This window comes from Paenibacillus sp. NRS-1782, assembly GCF_050467685.1.
Lineage (GTDB): Bacteria > Bacillota > Bacilli > Paenibacillales > Paenibacillaceae > Paenibacillus > Paenibacillus terrae_A.
Genome location: NZ_JBITPH010000010.1, coordinates 24,989 through 41,415 on the forward strand (window position 1 = coordinate 24,989; position 16,427 = coordinate 41,415).

18 protein-coding genes and 1 pseudogene are annotated in these 16,427 nt (G+C 49.2%); 15 read left to right on the forward strand and 4 right to left on the reverse strand.

All coding sequences use genetic code 11. The features are described 5' to 3' along the window. The first annotated feature begins 8 nt into the window (after positions 1-8). The 3 genes from ACIFQM_RS03615 to ACIFQM_RS03625 all read left to right on the forward strand — a co-directional run bounded on the left by ACIFQM_RS03615 (position 9) and on the right by ACIFQM_RS03625 (position 2,657). Complete coding sequence (locus tag ACIFQM_RS03615; protein ID WP_430037939.1) at positions 9-755, forward strand: amino acid ABC transporter ATP-binding protein; 747 nt, start codon at positions 9-11, stop codon at positions 753-755. Between the two features lie 54 nt (positions 756-809). Then, positions 810-1,235, forward strand: a complete 426-nt coding sequence (locus ACIFQM_RS03620; RefSeq protein ID WP_430037936.1) for an OsmC family protein — start codon at positions 810-812, stop codon at positions 1,233-1,235. Positions 1,236-1,421: 186 nt separating this feature from the next. Then, positions 1,422-2,657: a serine hydrolase gene (locus tag ACIFQM_RS03625; RefSeq protein ID WP_430037934.1), complete on the forward strand. Its 1,236-nt coding sequence runs from the start codon at positions 1,422-1,424 to the stop codon at positions 2,655-2,657. 3 nt (positions 2,658-2,660) lie between these two features. On the opposite strand, the pseudogene ACIFQM_RS03630 reads toward ACIFQM_RS03625, so the two are convergent. Further along, positions 2,661-2,797, reverse strand: a pseudogene (locus ACIFQM_RS03630) (iron chelate uptake ABC transporter family permease subunit); the annotation flags it as partial. 79 nt (positions 2,798-2,876) lie between these two features. Between ACIFQM_RS03630 and ACIFQM_RS03635 the strand changes: the two are divergent. Continuing rightward, positions 2,877-3,170 carry a putative quinol monooxygenase gene (locus ACIFQM_RS03635; RefSeq protein WP_430045749.1) on the forward strand — a complete coding sequence of 98 codons (294 nt, stop codon included), beginning with the start codon at positions 2,877-2,879 and terminating at the stop codon, positions 3,168-3,170. A gap of 45 nt (positions 3,171-3,215) precedes the next feature. Next, entirely contained in the window at positions 3,216-4,040 is an 825-nt protein-coding gene (locus ACIFQM_RS03640; protein ID WP_430037928.1) for an aldo/keto reductase, read from the forward strand. A gap of 127 nt (positions 4,041-4,167) precedes the next feature. On the opposite strand, the gene ACIFQM_RS03645 is transcribed toward ACIFQM_RS03640, so the two are convergent. Further along, the gene (locus ACIFQM_RS03645; protein ID WP_430037925.1) at positions 4,168-4,824 is read right to left on the reverse strand and encodes an SdpI family protein; all 657 of its coding nucleotides are present in this window, start codon (positions 4,822-4,824) and stop codon (positions 4,168-4,170) included. Then, the gene (locus ACIFQM_RS03650; RefSeq protein ID WP_430037922.1) at positions 4,821-5,132 is read right to left on the reverse strand and encodes an autorepressor SdpR family transcription factor; all 312 of its coding nucleotides are present in this window, start codon (positions 5,130-5,132) and stop codon (positions 4,821-4,823) included. Before ACIFQM_RS03650 ends, ACIFQM_RS03645 begins: the two co-directional genes overlap by 4 nt. A gap of 219 nt (positions 5,133-5,351) precedes the next feature. Between ACIFQM_RS03650 and ACIFQM_RS03655 the strand changes: the two genes are divergently transcribed. The 9 genes from ACIFQM_RS03655 to ACIFQM_RS03695 all read left to right on the forward strand — a co-directional run bounded on the left by ACIFQM_RS03655 (position 5,352) and on the right by ACIFQM_RS03695 (position 15,316). Beyond that, positions 5,352-5,978, forward strand: a complete 627-nt coding sequence (locus ACIFQM_RS03655) for an alpha/beta hydrolase (protein WP_430037919.1) — start codon at positions 5,352-5,354, stop codon at positions 5,976-5,978. Between the two features lie 238 nt (positions 5,979-6,216). Further along, a complete protein-coding gene (locus tag ACIFQM_RS03660; protein ID WP_430037916.1) occupies positions 6,217-7,509 on the forward strand; it encodes an ABC transporter substrate-binding protein in 1,293 nt (430 codons plus the stop codon). 28 nt (positions 7,510-7,537) lie between these two features. Then, positions 7,538-8,500 carry a carbohydrate ABC transporter permease gene (locus ACIFQM_RS03665; RefSeq protein WP_082067198.1) on the forward strand — a complete coding sequence of 321 codons (963 nt, stop codon included), beginning with the start codon at positions 7,538-7,540 and terminating at the stop codon, positions 8,498-8,500. A 3-nt stretch (positions 8,501-8,503) separates the two neighbouring features. Further along, entirely contained in the window at positions 8,504-9,343 is an 840-nt protein-coding gene (locus ACIFQM_RS03670; RefSeq protein WP_430037913.1) for a carbohydrate ABC transporter permease, read from the forward strand. Positions 9,344-9,469: 126 nt separating this feature from the next. Then, positions 9,470-10,759: a threonine ammonia-lyase IlvA gene (ilvA, locus tag ACIFQM_RS03675; RefSeq protein WP_430037910.1), complete on the forward strand. Its 1,290-nt coding sequence runs from the start codon at positions 9,470-9,472 to the stop codon at positions 10,757-10,759. 238 nt (positions 10,760-10,997) lie between these two features. Beyond that, complete coding sequence (locus ACIFQM_RS03680; RefSeq protein WP_430037907.1) at positions 10,998-11,972, forward strand: glycoside hydrolase family 43 protein; 975 nt, start codon at positions 10,998-11,000, stop codon at positions 11,970-11,972. A 197-nt stretch (positions 11,973-12,169) separates the two neighbouring features. Then, positions 12,170-13,255: a FecCD family ABC transporter permease gene (locus tag ACIFQM_RS03685; protein ID WP_430038009.1), complete on the forward strand. Its 1,086-nt coding sequence runs from the start codon at positions 12,170-12,172 to the stop codon at positions 13,253-13,255. Continuing rightward, the gene (locus ACIFQM_RS03690) at positions 13,255-14,280 is read left to right on the forward strand and encodes a FecCD family ABC transporter permease (RefSeq protein WP_430037904.1); all 1,026 of its coding nucleotides are present in this window, start codon (positions 13,255-13,257) and stop codon (positions 14,278-14,280) included. Before ACIFQM_RS03685 ends, ACIFQM_RS03690 begins: the two co-directional genes overlap by 1 nt. A gap of 88 nt (positions 14,281-14,368) precedes the next feature. Further along, positions 14,369-15,316 (forward strand): ABC transporter substrate-binding protein, encoded by a 948-nt coding sequence (locus ACIFQM_RS03695; protein ID WP_430037901.1) that lies wholly within the window; start codon positions 14,369-14,371, stop codon positions 15,314-15,316. A 114-nt stretch (positions 15,317-15,430) separates the two neighbouring features. On the opposite strand, the gene ACIFQM_RS03700 is transcribed toward ACIFQM_RS03695, so the two are convergent. Then, positions 15,431-15,859: a hypothetical protein gene (locus ACIFQM_RS03700; RefSeq protein ID WP_430037898.1), complete on the reverse strand. Its 429-nt coding sequence runs from the start codon at positions 15,857-15,859 to the stop codon at positions 15,431-15,433. Positions 15,860-16,056: 197 nt separating this feature from the next. Between ACIFQM_RS03700 and ACIFQM_RS03705 the strand changes: the two genes are divergently transcribed. Beyond that, positions 16,057-16,356: a hypothetical protein gene (locus ACIFQM_RS03705; RefSeq protein ID WP_430037895.1), complete on the forward strand. Its 300-nt coding sequence runs from the start codon at positions 16,057-16,059 to the stop codon at positions 16,354-16,356. Positions 16,357-16,427 lie beyond the last annotated feature (71 nt).

Below are 16,427 nucleotides of genomic sequence, written 5' to 3' on the forward strand. Positions count from 1 at the left end.
GATAGAGGATGATAACAACAAGCGGTTTGGGTAAACGCTTCGGTCAGGTGGAAGTGTTAAAAAGCATTGATTTTCAGGTGGCCGCGCGTGAAATCGTCGTGTTGCTCGGCCCGAGTGGTTCGGGTAAAAGCACCTTGCTGCGCTGCTTGAACGGTCTGGAGGAATTGTCTTCCGGCAAGTTTGAGGTGAACGGGATCGAGGTAAATGCTACGGCTCCTCTCCGTACCCGGCAAGCTGCCATTCGTAATATTCGCAGGCAGACGGGGATGGTATTTCAGCAATTCAATCTGTATCCGCACAAAACAGCAATCGGCAATGTCATTGAAGGGCTGCTGACAGTGAAAAAAATGCCGCGTGACAAGGCTATGTCCATCGGACAGCGGCTGCTGGAGCGTGTGGGTTTGTCGGACAAGCAGGATGCTCATCCTGCGCGTTTGTCCGGTGGACAGCAGCAGCGGGTAGCCATTGCGCGTGCGCTCGCGATGGACCCGGCGATTATGCTGTTCGACGAGCCGACATCAGCGCTCGATCCCGAGCTGGTCGGGGAGGTGCTGGGCGTTATGCGGGAGCTGGCCCAGGACGGGATGACGATGGTCGTCGTCACCCATGAGATGAAATTTGCCCGCGAGGTGGCGGACAAGGTTGTATTTATGGCGGACGGTGTGATTTTGGAGGAGGCAGCGCCACAGGCATTTTTCGAGGCTCCCCAGCATGAGAGAACACAGAAATTTTTACGTCAAATCAGTGAGTTTTGAAGCGAGAATAAGAATAGATCATACATTATGAAGATGGAAAGAAGGCCTTTGAACATGAAAGTATCTACAACCTGGCATGGCAAACGCGCGTTTACTTCGGAGGGACCATCCGGTTATTCTGTTGGGATGGATGCTACGGCAGCTTATGGGGGCGACGGCAAAGGCATGACACCGATGGAACTGCTGCTGGCGGGTCTGGCGGGATGTATTGGCATTGATATTACGATGATTCTGGATCGCTTCCTGTCGGACATTACCCGTATTGATATTGATGCAGAAGGTACGCGTAAGGAAGAAATGCCGAAGGGTTTTACAGCGATTGATCTGACGTTCCATGTAGATGGCGATGTTCCGGATTCTCGCGTGTGGAAAGCGATTCAGATGGGTAAGGAAAAATATTGTGCCGTATCCGATTCCTTAAAAGCGGAGATTCGCATGCACCTGATCCTAAACGGAACAGAAGTACCACATCCAGCGTAAGGGTGGAAGGTTAGTGAAGGAGAGTCAACCTGTGTTATATGCAGGGAGGCTCTCCTTTTTGAATTTATTTTCAAATATTACATGTAATGAAACTTTTTGTGCTTTGTTTTCGTTTACAATAGAAACTGGAGGTTAAAAATGGAAAAATAAACCTGTGTGCTGAGTGCATACGGGGGGAGGTATATAGTGAAACGAAAGCAGCTTGTGATCATAGCGGTGGCCTTGGCTGCGGTAATTATCGTGATTGGTGTGGCTGTGGGATTGCCATCATCGAAGCAGGACAGCATGGCTAATACCCTGGATACTGTTCGGCCCGCAACTGCCATTGCAGCTGACGCTAAGGAGGAAACGATTGAGCAGGATAGCGCCCATCGCGTGCTGCGCTTTTTAGAGGAACATCCAGAGAAAGCATCCATTACGATTCTGCGGGATGGTAAGAAGCTAGCAGGTCGTGAGGAACACCGGATGATGCCCTTGGCGAGTACAGTCAAGACGGTGATTGCGGTGGAATATGCCAAGCAGGCGGCAGCAGGCACAATCAACCCGTATGAACGGATCAAGCTGACTGCGCTGGAGCGATTCTATCTGCCGCGTCTGGATGGTGGAGCACATCCGGCATGGCTGAAGGATATGAAGGCCAAAGGACAGGTGAAGAACGGAATGGTGTCTCTACGCGAGGTTGCCAAAGGTATGATTCGATACAACTCCAATGCCAACACAGAGTATTTAATGGACAGATTGGGCTTGGAACAGATTAACCAAACGAAAACTGATCTGGGACTCCAGGATCATGATCCGATTTATCCATTTGTATCTTCCATTCTGATTCCTTACGAATGGATGAGGGAGACTCAGGAACGGGCATGGGGCGGTGCAGAAAATAGCAATTCCGCCAAAGCAGCCATTCAAGCGATGTCTGACGCAGAGTTCCGCCAACATGCCCAGATGATCCATAACAAGCTGCGCCGTGATGTTAGTGGTTCTTACAAAAAAAGTGCTGCAATTTCGACATGGTATGATCGGGAAAATGATCGAATGAGCACGGAACGTTTTATAGCTTCGACGACGGCGGATTATGCGTCCTTGATGAGTAAGCTGAATAGCCGTCAAGGCTTTTCGAAAGCCGAGCAAAAATTATGGTCTGAGGTCATGGAACAGCTGATAGATCATCCGGAAAATCAGGAATGGCTACAGCATTCTGGACAAAAGGGCGGATCTACCGAATATGTCTTCACCCTGGCCATGTATGCGACGGACAAGGAAGGACATTCGACGGAAATGGCGGTCTTCTTTAAGGATCTGGACCCGTTCACAAATGCCTCCTTGCAAAATATGATGAATGAATTTAAAGAACGGCTACTGCGTGATGAATCGTTCAGGAAGGAAATCAATCAGCGCATTGGTGTACAGGTGGAAATATAACCCCTACCCGTTGCCTTTTTGCTTGCGTTCCCGTGGCAACAAATACAGAAAATACGGTGCGCCGATGATGGCTGTCACGATGCTTGCGGGAATTTCGAGCGGAGGCTTCAGCCCCGTCCCAGCGCATCGGCGAGGGAGAACAGGAACGCCCGCACTTTTAATCTATCGAATGAATGGTCTATAATAGAAATAGTTACATAATGTGAGGAGGAAAATATCATGATTATTATTCATGCTGATATGAAAGTTTTACCAGAAAAAAGAGAGGCTTTTCTGCAACAAACCCAAGGTTTGCTCAGCGCCTCACAAGCCGAAGAAGGTAATGTACGCTACACGCTGATGCAGGATCTGAATGATCCCAACGCTTTTACCATGGTTGAAGAGTGGAAGGATGCTGCTGCTGTAGATTTCCATAACAAGTCTGCCCATTTCCAGGCATTTGTTGCCGCAGCTAAAGATTTGCTGGCCGCTCCGCTTCAAGTCAATACTTTTCAGGATGCAACCAAGCTGTAACTAGCCCGTTTTCTAAATCATAATCAGGAACAGGAGGAGATAGACATGGGGAATATTGCGGATACAACTGTACTGAATAATGGAGTTCAGATGCCCTGGCTGGGTTTTGGTACGTACAAGGCCGAAGGCAATGAGGTCTACGAAGCAGTTAAAACGGCCATCGAGGTGGGCTATCGTCACATTGATACGGCGGCGATCTACGGCAATGAGGAACTGGTTGGACAAGCTATTCGTGACAGCGGGGCAGACAGAGAAAAATTGTTCATTACTACCAAGCTGTGGAATGAAGATCAGGGCTTTGACTCAACACTGCTTGCCTTCGAGGAAAGCCGCAAGCGACTGGGTCTGGACATCATTGATCTGTATCTCATTCATTGGCCTGGCAAGGACAAGTACAAGGAAACCTGGAAGGCATTTGAACGCCTGTATGAAGAAGGAAGCGTACGCGCCATTGGAGTCAGCAACTTCCAAGTTCACCATCTTGAAAATCTCCTGAAAGACAGTAACATCATACCTGCCATCAACCAAGTGGAGCTTCACCCGCGTCTGACACAGCAAGAGCTGCATCAATACTGCCGGGAGCACCAGATTCAGCTTGAATCCTGGAGTCCACTGATGAAGGGTAAATTGACCGAGCAAGCGGATATCGTTGAGATTGCTGCAAAATACGGCAAAACCTCGTCGCAGGTTATTTTGCGCTGGCATCTGGATCGGGGTATCGTGACGATTCCCAAATCTGTAACCGCACATCGTATCCGCGAAAATGCCAATTTGTTCGATTTTGAACTGACGGCAGAGGATATTAACAGAATCAACGCACTTCATCTTGATGAGCGTGTGGGCACTCATCCCGATAAGCTGTTGTTCTAGTTATAGAATAAAAAAGAACCTTCAATTCCACGTGCATCGTGGTTTTGGAGGTTCTTTGTTTATTTATGCATTCGGATCGTCTCATACGCTTTTGTCCGTCTGGACAGAGTTACTACGTCCTGCATGCCTACTTTTGATTTAATTTGCGATAAAGGAGGAAGGAATAGAGTATGGGGGCGACGACGGATATAGCCAGTCCAGTGAGAAAAATGATCGTTCCCGCCATTCCATCGACCCATGCCGCCACCAAGCCCGAAGCACCCCCGAGCATCATCATAGGGCCGCCGAAACGGTGCGTTTTACGCCATACCTCTGGGTTGGACAAAGTCCACGGTGTGCGGATACCGAAGGTATAGTTTGGCTGTACCTGAGTCAAATAATTACCGAGCATCAGCAGCATCAGGCCTACCAACCCGCAAATTATAGTATTCATTTGCAGCAGTATGTTCAGGCTATACAGAAGCATGCCCCAACCGGCTACAGCGAGTACAACGGCAAGACCTGCACGTGTTACTTCGTAGGCTTTAGAAAATTTTTCGTAATTCGCTCGATTCGGGTCCATGTAGCGGGCTAACCGGAACAATAGCGGTATCAGGCCCATCAGCACCAGCATGACGATAGCGCCCGTTTTACCCATATATCTGTCAGCCGTATTGTCAAAGCTAAAATGGGAAGCCATCATGGCAGGCAGGCGGTCATACAGGAGCAAAGCCCCTATAGCGGGTGATAGGGAAATCAAAGTCGTCAAAACATCCGTAAAGCTCCATTTCATTCGAGATTTCATTCAGATTCCTCCGTATCCTTGATGTCATTCGCATTTTGTTTCGCAGGGGCATCGGAGTGGGCAATGCTGAACATCCAACCGATGACATCCGCGACAACCGTCGTATGCAGGGTGTAAATAATGTTTTGCCTCTGTCGCTCATCCAGCACTAGCCTAGCTTGCTTCAAGATATTCAGATGGTGGGATATGCTGGGCTTGCTGATTTGAAAATGCTCAGCCACTTCGCCTGCGCTCATGCTTTTCTTTTTCAAGAGCTGTAATATTTTACGCCGAGTCGGATCAGCTAAAGCTTTGAAGGCATCATTCAAAATTCACTTCCTCCTTTAGATATTTAGATAATATTCTAAATATATAATGCAATAGTAAAATAGAACTAGGATACATGTCAAAGGATAAATACATCATTCTAGAAAAAGTTTTAGAGTAGGTTTGCTGATTTTGTTTGTAAAAGGTCGGGAAGTTCGCTATAATTCATTTATATGTAAAATAAGATTCTTAATTTAAAACAAAATTAGAGGAGGATATAAATGAAACACATATTCCGTAAAGGAAGTAATCCGCAAGCACCGGTTATTTTGCTGTTGCACGGGACAGGTGGGAACGAACAGGATCTGATCCCTTTGGCTGGTTTGGTAGCACCGGGAGCGTCTGTGTTAGGCGTAAGGGGAAATGTGTTGGAAAATGGGATGCCGCGTTTCTTTCGCCGTTTGGCAGAGGGGGTGTTCGACATCGAGGATCTCGTATTCCGTACCAAGGAACTGAGTGAATTTGTGGATACAGCTGCGGAGCAATACGATTTTGACCGCAACAACGTTGTGGCTCTTGGCTATTCCAACGGGGCGAATATAGCGGCCAGCATGCTCTTTCACGATGCCAAGGCGCTGCGCGGAGCTATTCTGCACCATGCGATGGTGCCGCTGCGTGGACTGAATCTGCCAGACTTGAATGGTGTTCCCGTATTTCTATCTTCCGGTGAAAACGACCCGATTGTTCCGGTTGCGGAATCCCGTGAGCTGCTAACCTTGCTGGAAGGCGCAGGTGCGCAGGTAGATGCACACTGGGAACGCAACGGTCACCAATTGACCCGTACCGAGGGCGAAGCCGCAGGAAAGTGGTTTGGGGAGCATTTTGGCCCGAGTGGAGAGAAGGTATAAAGAAAGATCATTTTATATAACATACAAGAGCCTCCATTCGAGGCTCTTTTTTGCGTAGCTTTCATAATCCCATTCAATTCATTTTCCCCCTATAATGCAACGTAGGCGCTAGTTCTGCGCTAAAAATGAATTTCTTATAAATAATGTTCTTGTAAACTAATTTGGCTTGATGTTAAATAGAAAAGAAAGCGCAATCATTTTAAGGAATTATCTTTTCATCATGCGAAGGGGGAAGGATATGCTGCTGCGAAGAAAAAGCATGGCGTTGATGCTCATGGCGGTGGTTTTGCTGGCTGGACTACTGCAAGGCTGTTCTGGCAAGGCCGACGAAAAGGATGGGCCGGGAACAGAATTGGTATTGTGGACGTTTAATGAACTGCATGAGAAGTTTTTTCTGCAAATGGCCGACCAATGGAACCAACTGCACCCTGATGAACCGATTATTTTGAAAGCGAATACATTTCCATATGATAACCACCACAGCAAGCTGTCGATTGCGTTGCAATCAGGGGTGGGGGCGCCGGATATCGCAGATATCGAGGTGAACAAGATCGGTAATTTCCTCAAAGGGATACCACAGCTGGTTCCGCTCAATCCGGTGATTGACCCGGAGCTGAAAAATATTGTGCCCTCCAGAGTACAGATTTACGGCAAAGACGGTAAGTATTACGGTATTGATTTTCATGTTGGAGCCGAAGTGATGTATTACAATAAAGAAATTTTGGATCAGGCGGGGGTAAACCCGGATTCTATCGTAACGTGGGCAGATTATGCTGCGGCGGGCAAGCAAGTACTGGCAAAGACGGGCAAGCCGATGGCGACCGTGGAAACGAATGACCTGTGGAATTACTGGCCGATGATCTCCCAGCAAAAATCGGATTTCCTGGATGATAAGGGTGAACTGACGCTGGATAACGAAACGAATATTAAAACACTTGAATTTCTCCAGCAAATGGTGAAGGACAAAATCGCCATTCCCGCGCCGGGCGGCGGACACCATATGGAGGAATACTACGGGTTTATGAACAAAGGAGGGGCCGCTTCGGTGTGGATGCCGATGTGGTATATGGGACGATTTACGGATTACATGCCTGACCTGAAAGGGAAAATCATCATCCGACCGTTGCCAGCGTGGGAAAAAGGCGGCTCTCGGTCAGCGGGGATGGGCGGAACGGGCACGGTGGTCACGAACCAATCGAAGCATCAGGATTTGGCGATGCGTTTTCTGGCTTTTGCCAAGCTTTCCAAGCAAGGGAATGTAGAAATTTGGAAGCAGCTCGGCTTTGATCCGATCCGCAGTGAAGTATGGACGATGCCGGAAGTCAAAGCGAAGAATAAGTTTACGGATTATTTCGGAACGAATATTTTCGATACGCTCATTGAGGTAAAAGAGGAAATTAATGCGGTGCATATCGGACCGAAAACGCCTGATATTGCCAGTGCAGTACGCAATAAAATACTTTATCGGACATTGCTGAATGGTGAGGATCCGGCCACGGTGCTGCATGAGCTGGCCGATGAATTGAGATAGTCCCCCAACAGGAAAGGGAGTGAGATCTATGGCAACGCCCGTTCATACGAACGCAAATGTACCGACAGGTCAGCCGCCGAAGCCTCAGCGTCCGACGAGAAGCCGATGGAGCCGCTTTATTCATTCCAGCCGCACGGCGCCATATGTGTTTGTCCTTCCGTTTCTACTGTCATTTGCACTGTTTTTTGCGTACCCGGTCATCTCGACAGTCATTATGAGCTTTCAGGAAGTGCTGCCTGGCATAACGACTTATGTCGGACTGGAAAATTATAAGGATTTGATCAATCCCACGTTTGGAAAAGCGATTCTGAACAGCGTCCTGTATACCCTGCTTACGCTGGTGGTGTTGATTCCGCTGCCACTGGTGCTGGCGGTATTGCTAAATTCTCCCAAAATGCCGGGCAGAGGTCTGTTTCGCTCGGTAATGTTTATACCTGCACTGACCTCAGTGGTGGTCGCGGGAACGATTTTCCGGCTCATGTTCGGGGAATTGGACGGTTCGCTGATGAATTCCTTGCTGGGTGTGTTCGGTCTGGAGCCGTACAAATGGCTGATGAACGCCAACACCGGATTTTTAGCGTTGATCGTATTGGCCCTGTGGAGATGGCTGGGCGTGAACATGTTGTATTACATGTCGGGACTGCAAAACATCCCCCCCGAGCTGTATGAAGCCGCACAGATTGACGGAGCCAGTCGCTTTGATTCCTTTTGGCGGATTACGATTCCGATGCTAAAACCAGTGACGATCTACGTATTTACGATTAGTATCTATGCGGGGTTGTCCATGTTTACGGAGAGCTACATGCTGTGGAACGGGAACAACTCTCCGAATGATATCGGCCTAACGATTGTCGGTTATCTGTACCGTCAAGGTCTGGAGCAAAACAGTATGGGCTTCGGAGCCGCAGTAGGCATTGTATTGCTCGTATTTACGCTGCTGCTGAACCTGGTCCAGCTCAAATTTTTCGGCTTGTTTCGGAAGGAGGACTAAGCGATGGTTCAGAAGCAAAAAGGCGCGTTATCCGCACTGCTCGTTGTTCTGTTCATCCTGTTTGCCGGGTTTGCCCTGTTTCCGCTATTTGCCGTGACGCTGGCCTCGTTCAAGCCATCGACGGAGCTGCTGCGGTACGGCTTGAATCTCAAGCTGGAGTGGAGCATCATGTCCTTGAAAAATTATGCATTCATCTTTCAGGGGACGACGGATTATTTTCAATGGTACTGGAACAGTATTGTGATAACCGTTGTGTTCACGGTGCTATGTTTGATATTGTCCGCCATGGTGGGCTATGGACTAGAGATGTATCGGTTCAAGCTGAAAAATGTGATTTTTACGCTCGTCCTGGTCGTGATGATGATACCAGTAGAAATTATTATGCTTCCACTCTATAAGCTGATGATCGGCATGAAGCTGATCAACACGGTATGGGGCGTCATTCTGCCATTTGTTGTCGCGCCGATTCCGATCTTTTTCTTCCGTCAATATTTGAGCGGGGTCCCGAAGGATTTTATGGATGCTGCACGGGTTGACGGCTGTTCGGAGTATGGCATTTTCGTGCGGATTATGATGCCTCTGATGGCGCCCGCGTTCGCAGCGATGGCTATTTTGCAGGCTATGAATAGCTGGAATAACTTCCTGTGGCCGATGATCGTACTGCGTACCAATGACATGCTGACGCTGCCGATTGGTCTGTCCAGTCTGTTGACGCCGTATGGCAACAACTATGATGTGCTGATCGCCGGGTCGGTGCTGGCTATTTTGCCAATTCTCGTCGTGTTCCTGTTCTTCCAGCGTTACTTTATTGAGGGAATGACCGCAGGCGGGGTAAAAGGATAATCGTTGCCGTAATTGATTTTCATTCTCATTTTCATGCTCTATGACCTGCACAAGCTATAGGTAAACGTGGTATGATATTTGAAAGATTTCAAATACAGACATATTCAGGCGGAGCGTGGAGAACCTATGGAACCAACAGAAACCCAGAAAACCGATCCGGCCCCGATGACGTCAACCGTCAGCATGGAGGATATTGTACGGGCGCATCATATGCTGCGTGATGTCATTGTACGTACACCTTTGCAGCGGGATGCCGTCCTGTCGGCCAAATATAACTGTAACGTGTATCTGAAAAGAGAGGATCTCCAGGTCGTGCGGTCCTTTAAAATCCGTGGAGCCTACAACATGATTCGCAGCCTGACTCCCGAGCAGATGGAAAAGGGCATCGTGTGTGCGAGTGCGGGGAATCATGCGCAGGGTGTGGCTTTTTCATGTAATGCGCTGGGCATTCACGGGAAAATATTCATGCCGAGCACAACACCCAATCAGAAGGTGAAGCAGGTTCGTCGCTTTGGCGGCAACAGTGTGGAGGTCATCTTGACCGGGGATACGTTCGACGATGCATACGATGAGGCCATAAAGGTGTGCAGCGAGCAGAAGATGACCTTTATCCATCCGTTTGATCAACCGAAAATTATTGCAGGTAACGGTACGATTGCGATGGAAGTGATGGAAAGTTTGGATACGCCAGCAGATTATGTGTTCGTGACCATTGGCGGTGGCGGTTTGGCGGCAGGCATAGGCACGTATTTCAAAACGGTCAGTCCATCCACCAAGGTCATTGGTGTAGAACCGCTTGGCGCGGCGTCGATGACGGAAGCCATGCGTTTGAACAAGGTGGTTACGCTGGAGCAAATAGACAAGTTCGTTGACGGAGCCGCTGTTAAGCGTGTCGGTCAGTTAACATATGACATTTGTACACGTACCCTGGACGATATTGTGAAGGTGCCGGAAGGTAAGGCGTGTACTGCGATTTTGGAATTGTATAATGAAAATGCGATTGTAGTGGAGCCTGCGGGCTCGTTGCCTGTAGCAGCATTGGATATGTATCGTGAACAGATTCAGGGCAAAACGGTTGTTTGCATCGTCAGTGGTGGCAACAACGATATTGACCGTATGCAGGAGATTAAGGAACGGTCCCTGATTTACGAAGGACTGAAGCATTATTTTATGGTAAAGTTCCCGCAAAGAGCAGGAGCGCTGCGTGAGTTTCTTCAGGATGTGCTTGGACCGGACGATGACATCACAAGGTTTGAGTATACGAAAAAGAATGACAAGGAGAACGGCCCGGCGCTGGTCGGCATTGAGCTGTTTCACAAGGAAGACTACCTTCCCTTGATTGAACGAATGAACCGCAAGGGGCTCGAATATACGGAACTGAACAAAAACGAAAATCTGTTTAACATGCTGATTTAACAAGGATGGAGCCTGCGGGCTCCTTTTTTTGTAACAGAAATTTGCAAAATTCGATTCCAGTCGCTCCAGGGTACATAACATTATGCGTAGTTTATAAATTTCATTTTATTTGAAATAAAGCGTTTACAAAACTGGAGTTAATAGGTTAATATATATGTAACTTCATAAGTATAAACACTAATGTAATCTGTGTATTACCTGATTTTCATCATAATAATGAATTTGGAGGTGCGTAAGAATGATGAAATCCTGGAAAAAATCAGTACAGGGTAAATTGGCTCGAACGGCGTTTGCCGCCGTAACCTCGGCTGCATTATTGCTATCCGTGGTGCCGTCGGTATCGGCAGAGCATTGGGCGTTAACTGGTGATGTCGCGGTACATGATCCGTCCATCACGAAGGAAGGCAATGCATGGTATATTTTCTCCACAGGGCAGGGGATACAGGTTCAAAGGTCGGATGATGGACGTAATTTTTACAGATTACCACAAATATTTCTGTCGCCGCCATTATGGTGGAAATCGTATGTACCTAATCAAACCCCGAACGATGTCTGGGCACCGGATGCTCAAAAGTACAATGGACGAGTATGGGTTTACTACTCTATATCTACTTTCGGTTCCCGCACTTCGGCCATCGGATTGACTTCTGCAACGAGCATAGGAGCCGGAAGCTGGAGAGATGACGGACTGGTGCTGCGTACAACGCAATCTGATGATTACAATGCCATTGACCCGAATATGGTCATTGACGCTTCCGGTAACCCTTGGCTTTCCTTCGGCTCATGGAACACGGGCTTGAAAGTCACCCGTCTGGACAAAAATACGATGAAGCCTACAGGGCAGATTTATTCCATTGCGAAGCGTACCGCTGGCGGTCTGGAAGCTCCACATGTTACATACCGAGACGGTTATTATTATCTGTTTGCTTCCATTGATAACTGCTGCCAAGGTGTAAACAGTAATTACAAAATTATTTACGGTCGCTCCACCAGTATTACTGGACCGTATGTGGACAAGAGTGGTAAAAAACTGATGGATGGCGGCGGAACCGTATTGGATGCGGGGAATGACCGTTGGAAGGGACCGGGCGGTCAGTCTATTTATAACAATGGAGTGATTGCGCGTCATGCCTATGATGCGACTGATAACGGAAATCCAAAGCTGCTGATTAGTGATCTGAAATGGGACTCCGCAGGTTGGCCTACGTACTAAAAAATGTGGGCTAGATGGAGTCATCCATATAGCGATCTCACCTAGGTATAGCCAAAAACTGTTCCTCCAAAGGGGGAGCAGTTTTTGGCTTGCAATGTCATAGAAACATGCTATTATGAATCGAGTTGATAATAATTATCATTATCGCCATCGTCATGAGCGTTATGGTGGTTTCAGGTATGGAGGGAGTGCCTCGAATGCAGTTTAAAGGCAGAGCAGATAAACCTGCGGCTCGGATAGAAGGCACAGCTCCCGAAGTAGCCTTTGTAGCCCGTCCTTTACTCCGGGCGGGCCGGATTCGGCAGGCGCTGCTATTCATAGGTGCTGCTGTGTTGCTGGCCTTGGCCATGTTTGCCGCGATTTCTCTTGGAGCCAAGGACTTGACCTTAGGCACGGTATGGGCGGCAGTATTCCACTATGATCGTTCATTGATGACACATCAGATCATTCATGAGCTAAGATTACCGCGCGTGCTGGGGGCGGCTGTCATCGGAGCTGCGCTGGCGGTGGCAGGCTCTCTAATTCAGGGGATTACGCGCAACCCGCTGGGAGATACAGGTGTGTTAGGCATTAACGCAGGAGCGATGTTCGTGGTCGCTGTGAGTTTTGCCTTTTTCCCTAATCTTCCTTATGGAACGTTAATCGTACTGTCATTCCTCGGGGCACTGATGAGCACCTTGCTGGTATTTGGTCTGGGAGCTTCCGCGCCCGGGGGATTGACGCCGATGAGATTGACCGTATCTGGAGCAGTGACGGCTGCTCTGTTAGGCTCTATGACTTCGGGGATTGCGATATATTTTGATCTGAGTCAGGATTTGGCCTTTTGGTATGCGGGCGGTGTCGCCGGAATCAAATGGTCGCAGCTTGAGATTCTTGCGCCAATTTTGCTGATTGTGATCGCTTGGTCTATGGGGCTGGCACGCTCTATATCCCTGATTTCGATGGGCGATGAGGTGGCGCTGAATCTTGGATTAAATCTCAAGCGTATCCGGCTGCTGGGTCTGCTGACCGTGGTGGTACTGGCCGGATTGTCCGTGTCCGCAGCCGGGGCCATCGGCTTTGTAGGGCTGGTCATTCCGCATATTGCCCGCAAGCTGATCGGTGTGGATTATCGCCAGATCGTACCGCTGTCTGCGTTATTGGGAGCTGTGCTGCTGGTGTTGGCTGATTTGGGAGCGAGAATGGCGAATCCGCCGGAGGAGCTGGCTATTGGCATTATGGTGTCTTTTATCGGGGTGCCCTTTTTCCTCTTTCTCGCTCGTAAGGAAAGGAGGGATTTGTAGTGAGTCGCTCTTTAGGGACCAGGGATGCAAGAAGGAGAAAGGCTTGGCTCGTTTGTTTGGTGTTGGCGGGGCTCAGCTTTGTTGTCATTGTTCTGGGTCTGAATACCGGAACGATTCGCATTCCACCGCTACGCGTGCTGGATACGCTATTTGGCGGGGGAAGCGGACGTGATCATACTGTTCTGTTCGAATACCGTCTGCCGCGTATCGTTGTAACGGTACTGGCTGGGGCCGGATTAGGAGCAGCCGGAGCTGTGATGCAGGGCTTGTCGCGGAACGCACTCGCTGACCCGGGGGTGCTGGGGCTTCACGCGGGCGCTGCGTTGGGACTGGTGATGTTCGTCAGTTTCTTTCGCGATCTTGAAGGATCGGCAGCCGTGCTGATCCCCCTGTTTACTTTTGCAGGAGGTGTCGTGGCGGCGGTGCTGATCGTGCTGTTGTCCTATAACCGGAACAGAGGAATCGTGCCTGTGCGTCTGATTCTATCCGGCATCGGAGTAGCCTCGGGCCTCAGCTCTATAACGCTGTATTGGTCCTTGCGGCTCGATGAGGATACTTACGCGTTCACCGCACGCTGGTTGGCTGGCAGCGTATGGGGCCGGGACTGGATACATGCGGCGGCTTTGCTGCCGTGGATAGTTATTGTGTTGCCCTACGTTTTGTCACAGACGCGCAGCCTGAACAATCTGTCGCTGGGCGACGAGACGGCGGCTGGAATTGGTACGAGTGTGAAGCGTCAGCGGCTGTTGCTGTTGGGTGCAGCCGTGGCCCTATCCAGCGCCAGTGTGTCTATGGCTGGAGGTATTGGCTTCATTGGGCTTATTGCGCCTCATCTGGCTCGCCGTCTGGTTGGGCCAATGTATCAGCATTTGCTGCCGGTGGCCTGCTTTGTCGGAATCGTCATTTTGGTCACTGCGGATACGATTGGACGCTCTGTGTTTCAGCCGAATGCGATTCCGGCGGGTGTGGTGGTTGCTGTGGTAGGGGCTCCGTATTTTTTATTTTTGCTGTCCCGTACGAAATGACGGATGGAATAGGTACATAAACCAACAAGCTGAAGCTTTCTATATAGATCATTTTATATGGAGATTTTATGACATAGGAGGAATAGTAATGACAAATAATGGTTCCTATTATTCAGGATTCAAGCGTTCATGGGTGGGCATGGTTCTTATTTTATGTATGGTGATGCTATCCGCTTGTGGACCAGCAGCAGACAACCAAGCTGCCGATACGAAAGCGGCGGACAACGGTGAGAAAACGGTCAGCGCGGATTCGCGTATTGCCTCGATGTCCATTCATTTAACGAACAATTTGCTGGCGCTGGGCATTACTCCGGCTGGTTCGGTCATTGGCGGAGATGTGAAGGACTTTTTGCCGCATGTAAAAGATCGTCTCCAAAATACCCGCAAGCTGGGCGTTGTCACAGACCCGGATATGGAAGCTGTGCTGGAGCTGCAACCTGATCATATTTTTCTCGACAAAAAATATTCGGGAACCGATGTAGCCAAGTATGAAAAAATCGCGCCAACCGAGGTCTTTGATCTGGATGAGGGCACATGGAAGGACCAACTGAAAAAAATAGCTGTTATGGTCAAGCATGAAGCGCAGGCGGACGCTTTCCTGAAAGATTACGACGCTCAGCAGGAACGAGTTAAAAAGCTGATTCATCAAAAAATCGGCGACGGAACCGTGATGGCTGTACGTGTGACGGCGAAGGAAGTCCGCGTAATGGGCATGAAGCGCCCGGTAGGCCCGCTGTTGTATCAGGATTTGGGCCTGAAGCCAGCCAAGGGTGTGGAAAAGATCAACAAGGCATATCAGGTCGTATCCCAGGAGGTTTTGCCGGATTATGATGCCGATGCGATCTTTGTCATTATCAGTAAAGGTGCGGATGCCCAAAAGGTGTACAAGCAGCTGGAAGGAAACGCGGTATGGCAAGGACTCAAAGCAGTGAAGCAGGGTCATGTTTACATGCTGGACGGACAGCCTTGGCTGGACTATTCGGCGATGGGACACAAAATCGCGCTGGATAATGCAGAGCAGCTCTTTTCCAAATAAGCTTTAGCGTACAGCAAAGCCGTATCCCTTGATGCATCTTATTGCAGGCGGGGAATACGGCTTTTTGGCACGAACAAAAATCGGGCAGCTCCAAGTACAGATGAGGCTTGCGTCTTATGAATGTTTTTTGCGTAAAAAAATCGGCTTGAGACCGATGAAGCCGATGGCGGCAAGGATCAGATTCACCCAGGGCGAGATGCTGAACACGGGCAGTACGCGGCGCAGGGCCAGCCCGGCGACGAGAATCACCACGACTAACACGACATACAGCAAGATGGATTTGAGGTCTATGCGGGGCTTCACGGGCGTATAGTCCTGCTGTGCTTCCTCTCCTTCTTCCGGGCGGTCCATAAAATTCATCAGCGTTTCAACCAGCAAGATGGCTCCTGCGGCGATGATGATCAGAGTGGACAGGTTAACTTTTTCAAAAGGAGCAACATCTCCGCCTGTAAACGTTACAAACCATCCGATGATTGCCTGTGTCAAGAAAAACATGGACAAGGAAATCCATGCAATAAGTGTATAATTTTTGGATTTATTCATTGCTTCCTCCTGCTTTGCGGGCGTATTCCGGTCTGGCGGAACCGCCAATACGTAACAAAAACAGTATACGTGAGTAAGCTGCGGATGGCAAAAGGCTTTATCTGCGCAATGTATATTACCGCAGCATTCTCCACAAACTGGATAAAGGGTGAGCACGCGGGGCATCCTGAATGTAAATGTGGGGAGGATGTGGCATCATGAAGCTGGATAAGCAGGCGGATTATACGGTTAATAAACGGCTGGAAGCCGCTCCAGTTAGAAACAGCGTGGAGGCCATGCCTGTGAACGTGAGTCATCGGAGCGTTCAGGGAACATCCCCGACGTACCGTATTCTGAATGATGCTGAATGGGCTCAGGATACCGAGTTTGCAGGTGATCTGGGTGAAGAGAGCTACCGCAGCTTATGGCATGAGGATCAGAATAGCGGTGTCTCCTGCAGGTTGGACTGGGAGGGGCGTACGGAGACCCACGAAATGTTCAGGAACAGCTACGAATAGTCTGCGGGATGAAAGTGACTTTCCCTACCAAGTAATGTAATATGGCGCTCTCCGTTATTCGTTGCGGGGAG

Bases quoted from the DNA above. Each gene is read 5' to 3' on its own strand.
- ACIFQM_RS03615 (WP_430037939.1), top strand. From the start codon at position 9: ATGATAACAACAAGCGGTTTGGGTAAACGCTTCGGTCAGGTGGAAGTG.
- ACIFQM_RS03620 (WP_430037936.1), top strand. From the start codon at position 810: ATGAAAGTATCTACAACCTGGCATGGCAAACGCGCGTTTACTTCGGAG.
- ACIFQM_RS03635 (WP_430045749.1), top strand. From the start codon at position 2,877: ATGATTATTATTCATGCTGATATGAAAGTTTTACCAGAAAAAAGAGAG.
- ACIFQM_RS03640 (WP_430037928.1), top strand. From the start codon at position 3,216: ATGGGGAATATTGCGGATACAACTGTACTGAATAATGGAGTTCAGATG.
- ACIFQM_RS03645 (WP_430037925.1), bottom strand. From the start codon at position 4,824: ATGAAATCTCGAATGAAATGGAGCTTTACGGATGTTTTGACGACTTTG.
- ACIFQM_RS03655 (WP_430037919.1), top strand. From the start codon at position 5,352: ATGAAACACATATTCCGTAAAGGAAGTAATCCGCAAGCACCGGTTATT.
- ACIFQM_RS03660 (WP_430037916.1), top strand. From the start codon at position 6,217: ATGCTGCTGCGAAGAAAAAGCATGGCGTTGATGCTCATGGCGGTGGTT.
- ACIFQM_RS03665 (WP_082067198.1), top strand. From the start codon at position 7,538: ATGGCAACGCCCGTTCATACGAACGCAAATGTACCGACAGGTCAGCCG.
- ACIFQM_RS03670 (WP_430037913.1), top strand. From the start codon at position 8,504: ATGGTTCAGAAGCAAAAAGGCGCGTTATCCGCACTGCTCGTTGTTCTG.
- ilvA (WP_430037910.1), top strand. From the start codon at position 9,470: ATGGAACCAACAGAAACCCAGAAAACCGATCCGGCCCCGATGACGTCA.
- ACIFQM_RS03680 (WP_430037907.1), top strand. From the start codon at position 10,998: ATGATGAAATCCTGGAAAAAATCAGTACAGGGTAAATTGGCTCGAACG.
- ACIFQM_RS03685 (WP_430038009.1), top strand. From the start codon at position 12,170: ATGCAGTTTAAAGGCAGAGCAGATAAACCTGCGGCTCGGATAGAAGGC.
- ACIFQM_RS03695 (WP_430037901.1), top strand. From the start codon at position 14,369: ATGACAAATAATGGTTCCTATTATTCAGGATTCAAGCGTTCATGGGTG.
- ACIFQM_RS03700 (WP_430037898.1), bottom strand. From the start codon at position 15,859: ATGAATAAATCCAAAAATTATACACTTATTGCATGGATTTCCTTGTCC.
- ACIFQM_RS03705 (WP_430037895.1), top strand. From the start codon at position 16,057: ATGAAGCTGGATAAGCAGGCGGATTATACGGTTAATAAACGGCTGGAA.